Source organism: Pseudomonas fluorescens (genome assembly GCF_005938625.1).
In the GTDB taxonomy this organism is placed as follows: domain Bacteria; phylum Pseudomonadota; class Gammaproteobacteria; order Pseudomonadales; family Pseudomonadaceae; genus Aquipseudomonas; species Aquipseudomonas fluorescens_BD.
Genome location: NZ_VCNJ01000099.1, coordinates 1 through 9,119, shown reverse-complemented (window position 1 = coordinate 9,119; position 9,119 = coordinate 1). Strand labels below are relative to the sequence as shown.

General features: G+C 57.8%; 8 protein-coding genes, 1 tRNA gene and 1 pseudogene. 8 read left to right on the top strand and 2 right to left on the bottom strand.

From position 1 onward, the window contains the following. Positions 1 to 50 precede the first annotated feature (50 nt). Together FGA82_RS30675 and FGA82_RS30670 are read left to right on the top strand one after the other, a co-directional pair. Positions 51 to 127, top strand: a tRNA-Asp gene (locus FGA82_RS30675). A gap of 204 nt (positions 128 to 331) precedes the next feature. Next, a complete protein-coding gene (locus FGA82_RS30670; protein WP_171057397.1) occupies positions 332 to 1,690 on the top strand; it encodes a DUF4329 domain-containing protein in 1,359 nt (452 codons plus the stop codon). A gap of 20 nt (positions 1,691 to 1,710) precedes the next feature. Here the strand turns inward: FGA82_RS30670 and FGA82_RS30665 are convergent, their stop codons facing one another. Both FGA82_RS30665 and FGA82_RS30660 read right to left on the bottom strand, forming a co-directional pair. After that, positions 1,711 to 2,844, bottom strand: coding sequence for a catalase family protein (locus FGA82_RS30665; RefSeq protein ID WP_171057398.1), 1,134 nt, complete (start codon positions 2,842 to 2,844; stop codon positions 1,711 to 1,713). A gap of 26 nt (positions 2,845 to 2,870) precedes the next feature. Beyond that, positions 2,871 to 4,679 carry a di-heme-cytochrome C peroxidase gene (locus tag FGA82_RS30660; protein ID WP_141129995.1) on the bottom strand — a complete coding sequence of 603 codons (1,809 nt, stop codon included), beginning with the start codon at positions 4,677 to 4,679 and terminating at the stop codon, positions 2,871 to 2,873. 269 nt (positions 4,680 to 4,948) lie between these two features. On the opposite strand from FGA82_RS30660, the gene FGA82_RS30655 reads away from it, so the two are divergent. From FGA82_RS30655 to FGA82_RS30630, 6 genes and pseudogenes are all read left to right on the top strand, one after another. Then, positions 4,949 to 5,665, top strand: coding sequence for an FKBP-type peptidyl-prolyl cis-trans isomerase (locus FGA82_RS30655; RefSeq protein ID WP_007919751.1), 717 nt, complete (start codon positions 4,949 to 4,951; stop codon positions 5,663 to 5,665). Positions 5,666 to 5,959: 294 nt separating this feature from the next. Beyond that, positions 5,960 to 6,415: a YkvA family protein gene (locus tag FGA82_RS30650; RefSeq protein WP_077571749.1), complete on the top strand. Its 456-nt coding sequence runs from the start codon at positions 5,960 to 5,962 to the stop codon at positions 6,413 to 6,415. A 112-nt stretch (positions 6,416 to 6,527) separates the two neighbouring features. Further along, positions 6,528 to 6,869, top strand: a complete 342-nt coding sequence (locus FGA82_RS30645; protein WP_141129994.1) for a helix-turn-helix domain-containing protein — start codon at positions 6,528 to 6,530, stop codon at positions 6,867 to 6,869. Beyond that, positions 6,866 to 7,237 (top strand): hypothetical protein, encoded by a 372-nt coding sequence (locus tag FGA82_RS30640; RefSeq protein ID WP_003223109.1) that lies wholly within the window; start codon positions 6,866 to 6,868, stop codon positions 7,235 to 7,237. Before FGA82_RS30645 ends, FGA82_RS30640 begins: the two co-directional genes overlap by 4 nt. Beyond that, positions 7,238 to 7,645, top strand: coding sequence for a tetratricopeptide repeat protein (locus FGA82_RS30635; RefSeq protein ID WP_141129993.1), 408 nt, complete (start codon positions 7,238 to 7,240; stop codon positions 7,643 to 7,645). Positions 7,646 to 7,886: 241 nt separating this feature from the next. Then, positions 7,887 to 9,119, top strand: a pseudogene (locus FGA82_RS30630) (type IV secretion protein Rhs); the annotation flags it as partial.

Below are 9,119 nucleotides of genomic sequence, written 5' to 3'. Positions count from 1 at the left end.
GTCGGCGGTTCGATCCCGTCATCACCCACCATTCGTTTCAAGCGTTTCGCGCAGCGGTAGTTCAGTCGGTTAGAATACCGGCCTGTCACGCCGGGGGTCGCGGGTTCGAGTCCCGTCCGCTGCGCCATATTCGGAATCTGGAACACTGAACGCCAGATTCCACAGAAAGCCCGCCTCGTGCGGGCTTTTTGCTGTCTTGCGTTTGAGTATTTTTCGCTGCATATATCTATGTAGTGCCTGCGGGACACGTCGCTTTCGGACAATGGGCAATGTTCTCCATGATCATTTTGGGTCGTGGAGCAATTCCGTTGCCAGCCGAGAGACCGATCAGATGCCTTCGACTCCTGCTTTAACCGATATTCCTTTTTCCGCCGAAGACACGGATGCGCTGTCATTCATGGCAAGTAATCCGGCATTTTTATCCAGCGACGATGCAGCCGCTGGCTTGCACAATCTGTTGAAGTCGCCGCTCAGCGCAGAACTGCACGGGTTCATTCTGAAAAATACCGAGGGGCGCTTCTTTTGTGCTCAACGTATTGACGCCAATCCTGCCAGTGGCGAACACCGGAGTGAAGTAACGACGCTCCAGCGCACTACCCTTGTGGTGACTGTTGGTGTTTTGGACGAGTTGATTGTCCCGAGCGGTTTTACTATCGAAGCGAGCTTTCACGCCCACCCGGCCCAAGCCCGTGGTGTTGACGAATCCACCAGTGAATGGGCTCAGCGTAATCGGTTCTTCACGATTGCCGATTTGTCAGCTGTGATGAACAGTCATCGTAAATATTCGAAGTGTTATCTGTCTGCTTACAACGGCGGACTACTGTGCTACGCCTCGACGAACCTGCCGTTTGAACAGGAGTTGGCGCCCCGACTGTCGAGACGCCCTCAAAGTGGCCCACAATTGTTCGAAAGCTTGCTTGCCGGGGGGGCAATACCCAGCAGCCTGTGGATCTTGCTGGTCTTGGCGGCCGGGCAAGTAACCGTTGTGGTAACGGGCGATCTCTGGCGCCGCCGAGGCCCTCTCAAAGCCGGCTGGCGGTCGGATGTCCTTGAAGCCAAACCGCCGATTACACAGATGCCAGTCTTTGGGCCGATCTGCCGTGATGCGGGGGAGGTCGCACTTTACTTGCGCAAAAAATTATTCGTCCCACCGGCAGCGAGCCCACGTGTCGGCTTCATCCTTAAACATAACTCCAGCGATTTCCTGGTGGTCACTGACCCGGTCTCCATTCCCTACGCCAGTTTCGATCGGGCAGCTTTATTTCCCAAGGATAAGCACGGCAACCCACTGATCCCAAGAGGGTTTCGGGTGCATGGTATTTACCACTCGACGCCGCAATTGGCGTCAGAGCGACAGCCTCCGACCGGAATGGATTTGTACCGGAGTTTTTTTACGCCCGAGGATCTGAAGGTCGGCCTGGATCATATGATTGCAGCGCCCAATCAGCGAATTTTCATGGTCACCCCCGATGGCGCCGTCTTGCGATTTGCCAAACCGATAATCCCCAAGGTTCGGGAGTTAAGAGCGAACCTTGAGCAAGGCCTCGAGCAAAAGATCATCGACGGCGACATGACACCGCAAAGGTTTGTCGACAAGGTTGCCGACGCGGGCATCCTCAGCGTTTTATTGGCGAGTCAGACCTGGCCGGATCTCGGCAGATCACGGCCGCCTCCGCTGTCGATGTTATAGGCGTAGAAACTTCCCGGTGATTACTCACCATTGCGCTGGTGACGGTAATTACTGACCGCTTCGTACACCGCTTTGCGCAACCGGTTGATCCCACCGATCGGGCGATGCGCCTCAATGCCAAACCAAGGATTGAACGACAGGTTGTCGCATTGCCGATTCAGCGCCGGAGTATCGAAATCCTGCGGCGGCAAGGTGATCCGCGCGACGGTTTCGAAGGGCGAATCCTGCTCGCGCCATTCGATGCTGGTGTCCTCGATCGGCATGTGTTTATGGGCATCCTGGCGCTGGATCTGCAGTACGAAACAGGCCGGCACGCGATCCGTCGACAGCTGCTGATTCAACGCGCTGCGCAGGAAGTTGGGCAGGTCGTGATTCTGTTTGGGTAGTGTGTAAGCAGGGCAGTTGTCGGGATCGGGTGCTACACGAAACTTTGCATTTGCCTCACCGAATTTGTAGGGCGAAACCGAAAAGTAAGTCGTCGCCGTCGGGCTATCCGGCGGCGGCGCCAAGGTTGCCAGCGCAATAATCAAATGGCGGATCTGCCAGGTGCGCGGGTCCCATCCGGGGAAAAACGCCATGACCTTCTTGCCATCAGCCTGCGCGGCTACGTTCTGGCGGTACTCGGCAACATCGCTGACGAAAAAGTTCGGGTGGCTGAACATCACGAAATCCTGTTCAGGCTGTGCCTGGCGGTTGCCGAGCAGCTGTTTTCCCGAAACCTCCAGCAGTTTGATTGCCATGCCTCTGGCGTCGCGGATGCTGTCGAACTGTGGGTAGGCATTGCCGTTGGACAGGCGAACCATCGCTTGCCAGGTTTTGCCGGGCTCACTGAACACGCCCTGTCGCAGCGACTGCGCCAGTTCCGGCAACACCTGCACCTGCGCCTTCACGCAACCATGAGCCTTGGCATGGGCGTCGCGCAGATAGCGTGTGCTTTCACGGTGTTGATCGACGATGCGTACGGCGGTCTGGATCACGTCCTGAGTCATTGCCGCTTCGCCGGTGGGAATCTGCTCTTGCGCCGACACCGGGCCACGGTGTTGCCAGGCAAACCAGACCGTAGCGATGGCCCAGCCGAGCAGGCCGATGGCGAGCACTATCAGTACAGTCTTGCCCAGCAAGCGTCCAAGCCATAACCAGATTCTGGCCAGCAGCGACTGTTCTTTTTTGAAGGTCGAGATCATGGCAATTGTGCCTCCAGTGGGCCGCCGAGGACTTTCAGGTATTCCAACAGCGCCCAGCGTTCTTCCGGCTGCAACAACCGGCCAATAACGCCGTTACCACGCTCGCCGGCACGGAATTCATGGCCGCTGTTGTGGTTGCCGGTGATCCGCGTATCGAACAGGAAGCCATTGGCAAACGCTTCGGTGCGATACCCCAGATGGCGCGGATCGTACTCGACAGTGCCTTTGAAGAAGGCTGTGGCGCGTTCATCCTGCGGCGACAGCAACTGATAGATGCTCGGCACCGAACCGTTGTGCAGGAACGGCGCGGTGGCCCAGACACCGGCCAGCGGGCGCGCCTTGTAAGCGACTTTTTCGCGTACGCCGATGGGCAGGCCGAAGCCGTCCATGCGTGGTTTCTCCTGCGGCGTGACGTTGGCCTCGCGATAGGCGCGGTCTTCTACAAAAGCGGTGACGTAAGCCAGCCCCTTGGCCACTGACAATTGGCTCAGATCCAGTGGCTCCTTGGGCTTTGGATGCAGTTTGACGTCCATTTTTTCGAGTTCTTTCAGATCCCATTGCAGGGCAGTCAGATCGAAACGGTGGCTGGCGATATTGTTGGCGGCGGTCGGGTCGGTACCGATGACATCGACCGGCAGCATGTGCAGATGCTGTACCCAGCGCTCACCTTCCTGACTCTGGCGCGGTACGTGACAACCGGCGCAATTCTCGGCAAACAGCGTGCGCCCCTTGGCTGCAAGGGGTTTGTCGATGGCACCAAACAGATCCTCTGGCCAAGCTGGCGGCTTGAGCCTTTGCAGGGTTTCTTCGATCTTGTGCAGATCACGCACGCGCACGCTGGAGGCATAGCGTGCGTCGCCTTGCAGTGGCTGGCCGTTGGCATCGAAAAAATTCAGGGTGGCGCCGACACCCAACGCTTCACCGATATTGCGCGCCATTGGTTGCTGCGCCGAGCCGTTCCACTGCACCCAATCGAACCTCCACATGTCCCAGAGCTGCGGGTAATCCACCGGAGCATTGGCCACGCGGTAGTTGGCGGGAGAAATCGCATCGCCAAACGTCGCATTGGCAATGCGTCCGAAGGCGTCGGCGCGGCCGGGGCCTTCTTCGGTCGGGTAGAGGCCGCGATGGGTATCGTTCCAGGCCACTCTAAGGAATGTGTTTAATGAAATTTTGAAGTCTTTGCGCAATTGCTCGTGGCGCGCGTCGTATTCGTCACCCAACACGGTTCTGGCAAAGCGTTCGAATTTCCATGGGTTGTAGTAAGTCGAGGTCAGACTTGCCACCAGAGCCTGTCCGAAACTTCCGCCGCGCAAAGTAGGAACACTGGAAGGCAACACATGTTGCGCGGTACCGCCGTCGATCCGTACGGCCTGGCCCTTGAAACGCAATTCGCCGGTGTGACAAGCGGCGCAAGTGATGTCCAGATATTGCTCGGAGCTGCCGGGATTCTGGTGGCGGGCAAAACCGACGGGGAGGTTGCCGGGGTTGTTCGTTGTGGCTTGCTGTTGCGGATCGACCAGAAAACCAAAGCGCGCGAGGTAATCGGGAGAGGCGAAACGTTGCAGCGAAAAGGGCAGTTCCAACGCCTGGAACCACTCGTAGCGCAAGCCTTTGACCTGCGTACCTTGGGGCGTGAAATAGTAGGTTTGCCGGTCTTCGTCACTCCACTGATTGAGGTAATGCACCTGCTCGGCGGGCGTGTAGAAGGGCAATTTCGGGTTGGCGACGTAGTACAGCACCACTGCGAGAACGAGTCCCAGCAGCACGACCATCAGAATCAGCACACGGAATAGAAGGCGCAAGATAAACATCCTTGTCGAGTTGTTCCGCTGTTATGCCTGAGCCTGCCCTATGCGGCAAGTGGCCATTACGCCAGATGATGCAAGAAGAAACGACGTTGATTGTCGGGACAAGATGACAGAAGCTTCATCGTCGCTTCGCGCCAATGCGTTTTAATCCCTGAACTTATCGTCGCTTTACTGCTCTCATGCCGGTAGCCATTGGTCGTGGCGGCCTGATAAGCTCGCGGCTTTACTCGATTGCCCTTTCGGCGCATGAACAAGGAAATAGCATGAAACAGCATCGGTTGGCGGCGGCGGTAGCCCTGGTTAGCCTGGTCCTCGCGGGTTGTGATTCGCAGACCAGCGTAGAGCTGAAAACCCCGGCGCAAAAAGCTTCCTACGGTATCGGCCTGAACATGGGCAAGAGCCTGGCTCAGGAAGGCATGGATGATCTGGACTCCAAAGCGGTAGCCCAGGGCATCGAAGATGCCGTCGGCAAGAAAGAACAGAAGCTGAAAGACGAAGAACTGGTCGAGGCCTTCGCCGCACTGCAAAAGCGTGCTGAAGAGCGCATGGCCAAGATGAGCGAAGAGTCGGCTGCGGCTGGCAAGAAATTCCTCGAAGAGAACGGCAAGAAGGCTGGTGTAACCACCACCGCTTCCGGCCTGCAGTACGAAGTGGTCAAGAAAGCCGACGGCCCACAGCCTAAGCCGACTGACGTAGTGACTGTTCACTACACCGGCAAGCTGACCAACGGCACCGTATTCGACAGCTCCGTCGAGCGCGGCAGCCCGATCGATCTGCCGGTAAGCGGCGTGATCCCGGGCTGGGTTGAAGGTCTGCAACTGATGCACGTTGGCGAGAAGTACAAACTGTACATCCCTAGCGATCTGGCTTACGGCGCTCAGTCGCCAAGTCCGGCAATCCCGGCCAACTCGGTTCTGGTCTTCGACCTGGAACTGCTGGCCATCAAGGATCCAGCCAAAGAAGCAGCTGCTGCCAAGTAATTGGCAAAGGCTTCAACAACAACGCCTCGCTTATGCGGGGCGTTGTTGCATCTGGAGTCTGGCAAGGGTAAACAGAGCGAACCGATGGCAGCCGGGAGAGTCATAGCCATTGAGACTGCCATCGCTAGCCGCCCTGAGCAGCCAAGTCAATGAAATATTGGGGTTTTTTATGTGAGTAAAAAACGCCCGATCTGAGCGCAGCCCTTATGAAACGGGGCTTTCAGCGCTGAAATGCAGCTCTGTTCACAAGGTTATCCACAATTTGTGTGGATAACATTTCAACGGGAGGAATAGATGAAAGCTCCGTGGAATTTCGCTCGATTCCTGCCCCTGGCCGGCCGCCTGCTGGCGCGTGGGCGTTTGCCGACCTTGCTGTTTGCGGTCGCCAGCAAAGGCGCCGCACAAGGCAATCGTCTTGGTAAACTCAAGGATGATTTACGTTTGCTCCAGGCGCTGTGTCTGGCCTATTGGCGCGGCGAGTATCGGGCCATCAGCGGCAAAGCACTGGTTTCGGTGGTGGCGGGTTTGATGTACTTCCTCAGCCCGGTGGATGCGATTCCGGATTTCATCCCTGTGTTCGGCATGCTCGACGACATCGCCGTCCTCGCCTGGCTGATGAAAACCCTAGACGATGAACTCAATGCCTTCCGCCTCTGGCGCAACCGCCAGCAACCGGAAAAACTCGCGGTTGTCGAACGGCTGCCCGATACCCCTGAACAACTGCAGCTTCAGGGGCCGAAAAAGCCCTGATTCATTAAGTCTTCCTGTAGATAGATACCCCCCGCGACCTTGGCCGCTGTTAGGATTACACTTCTAGGGAAAAGTGCCGACTCGCTAAGTGTTGTTGTCCTACGGGGTAGTCATGGATATTCAGATAATTGCACGCGATGGCGAACCCGAATACGCGGTTCTGCCGTGGGCTCAGTATCAGGCTCTACTACAAGCAGCAGGCATCAATGAAACACCGTCGCGTCCGGCAGTTGCGCCGCTCGCGGCCACAGCAGACCCGATTCTTCCAGGTCTGGATCAACTACGCAGTTTGCGCGAAGGGAAGGGCATCGCCATCGAGGCGCTGGCCCGCACGGTAGGCATCAGCCCGTCATATCTGGCCATGATCGAAAGTGGTGAGCGTCAGCCCGACGCCGCGATTCGCCGCAGCCTGGCCTGGGAATTGACGGTGCCAGGGTGGAGGGATGAATCGTGAGCGTACGCATCAGCCGTCAACATTGGGATGGATTGCTCGGAGAACTGGATCAGGCGCGCCGCCAGCGCCATCTGCTGACTTATCGGGCCTTGCTCGAACGGTTGCAATTGCCGACACCGGCCATGCAAACCTTGACCGCCGCGCTTGAGCATCTGGCCGCGCTGGATGCCAAGGCCGAACAACCGTTGCGCAGTTCGCTGGTGATCAGCCAGGGGGCGAGTCGCCTGCCACGCACCGGTTTCTTTGAATGTGTTGAACGTCTGGGGCGTTTTTCCGGGCCGTCCGATGGCGTTGCCGCAGCCTCGTGGCATGCTTCGGAAGTCGTCCGTGTTTTTGAATACGAGTACCCGGAATCGGCGGAGGCCTGAGTGTTTTTACGACTCAAGGCGCGGGCGAGTTACTGGCTGGCCCGCAGGCTGTTTCACTGGTCATGGTTTGTTCGCCAACCGCGCGGCTGGCGCTGGCTCGAAGGTCAGTTTGCGCGCATGGCCAACCTTGGCGATGTCGGTGCGCAGAGCTTCTATGGGCACATCCTGACTTTTCGCGGTGTCGGCCTGGGTGCGCGTGAAGAAGGTGTGCGCCTGTTGCGGTTGGCGGCGCTCGCAGGCGATGGCAAAGCGGCTTATCAGGTCGGTGTGATCTGCCTGGCCGGGACAACGAGCCAACCGCCGGATCCTGTTGAAGCCGCACGCTGGTGGGGGATGGCTACCAGGGCGGGGCATCCCTTGGCTGAGCTCAAATTGAAAGAGCTGAGTACTCGCGACTCAACACTGTAAATCCAGTTATGTCTGCTCAAATAAACGCGGCGTGAGGTTTTCCTCACGTCGCGTTTTCGTTTGTGCACATTTGTTTATCTATGAGTGATTTTTTAAAGACAAGTCCTACAGTCATCGCCTACTTGCCTGACTTCTTTCCTGATTGATCCCCCGCACAGTTCCCGCGCCTAATTTTTTTGCGCGAGGGAACGCTCATGTTTGACCCGCTTATTCAGTCCACTTCGCACACCCGCGTGCGCTGATGGAAGCCGTCAGCCGCATCGAGCAAGCACTCGACAGCTTTCCCGCCACCCTCAGTATTTACCGTGAACAGCTCAGGCATTGGGCTAGTCGAGCGGCGGACAAGGTCAGCCACGCGGCGGATGTGCCGTCGTTGATGGGCATGGAGCGGATCATTCGCTTCGGCTCCGATAGCACTGCCGTCAGCAGCACCGACAACGAATTCTTCTCAGGTGTCGTCCAGTGCCCGAAAGGCGGGTTGATGCAGATCGAGAGCAAGTTCGAGTCGGTCTACAACATCCCGCTGGGCAATATCGTGGTCGATGTGATCGCCATGGACGGTGGCGAAACCACCCCCATCACCCTTGATGCGCAAGGCAAGGGCTCGTTCAAAGGAATACCTGGCAAGTTCTACCGGGTGCAGGTGCACAGCGAGGTCACTGAGAGTCAGGTCGAGGATCTTTTCAAAGCCTATGACGGCCTGACCGCTGAGCTGGATGGCTGGCTGCGCAGTGAGTGGCAGGGTTTCAAACCGCAGTGGTCGCAGTCAGTGGCGACCGCGGCGGGCAACGGCATGCTCGCCGGGAGCTGGGCGGCGATCGAAGGGGTGTGGGACAGCATTGGCCTGCTGTCGGACATTCTCAAGAATCCCGGAGCGTTCGCCGAGCGGCTGGGTGAGGGGGCCACGCAGTTGATGGCGCTGGCAGCGACCGCCCCCGACGTCATGGAAAAGCTTCAATTGCTGGTCAGTGACGAAGCTGCACTGTGTTTATTGCTGCGCACGGCCAGCCTTTGGCTGGAGATGCTGCCACCCAGTGAGGTCGCCGGTAAAACCGCTGAAGCGGCATCGATGATGATCGTGCAATTGCTCATCGATGTGCTGATCAGCGTCGTCTTGACGTTCGTCAGTAGTGGCGCAGGCATCGCTTATCTGACGCTGCGTCTGGCGGACCGCGCCGTGCAATTGCTGTCGGCGGTGAAGCGTTTGGTGAAGGCGATATTCGGCATCGTCGAGGGGTTCATCAAATACGTCGATCAATACAAGGCCGTTGCCGCCCGTGGTATTGCGACGGGGGTGAAAAAGGGCCAGATGCAATTGCGCTGGAATGCGCAGCGCAACACCTTGTTGAAGAAAGACGAGCATCACGACGACTCGCCGGATCAGGCGAAAAACCCCAACGGCGACAGCGCTGATTGCGTGCCCTTCACCTGCACCAATGGTTGCCCGGTGTCGATGGTCACCGGCGAAGAGCTG

Bases quoted from the DNA above. Each gene is read 5' to 3' on its own strand.
- FGA82_RS30650 (WP_077571749.1), top strand. From the start codon at position 5,960: ATGAAAGCTCCGTGGAATTTCGCTCGATTCCTGCCCCTGGCCGGCCGC.
- FGA82_RS30645 (WP_141129994.1), top strand. From the start codon at position 6,528: ATGGATATTCAGATAATTGCACGCGATGGCGAACCCGAATACGCGGTT.
- FGA82_RS30670 (WP_171057397.1), top strand. From the start codon at position 332: ATGCCTTCGACTCCTGCTTTAACCGATATTCCTTTTTCCGCCGAAGAC.
- FGA82_RS30655 (WP_007919751.1), top strand. From the start codon at position 4,949: ATGAAACAGCATCGGTTGGCGGCGGCGGTAGCCCTGGTTAGCCTGGTC.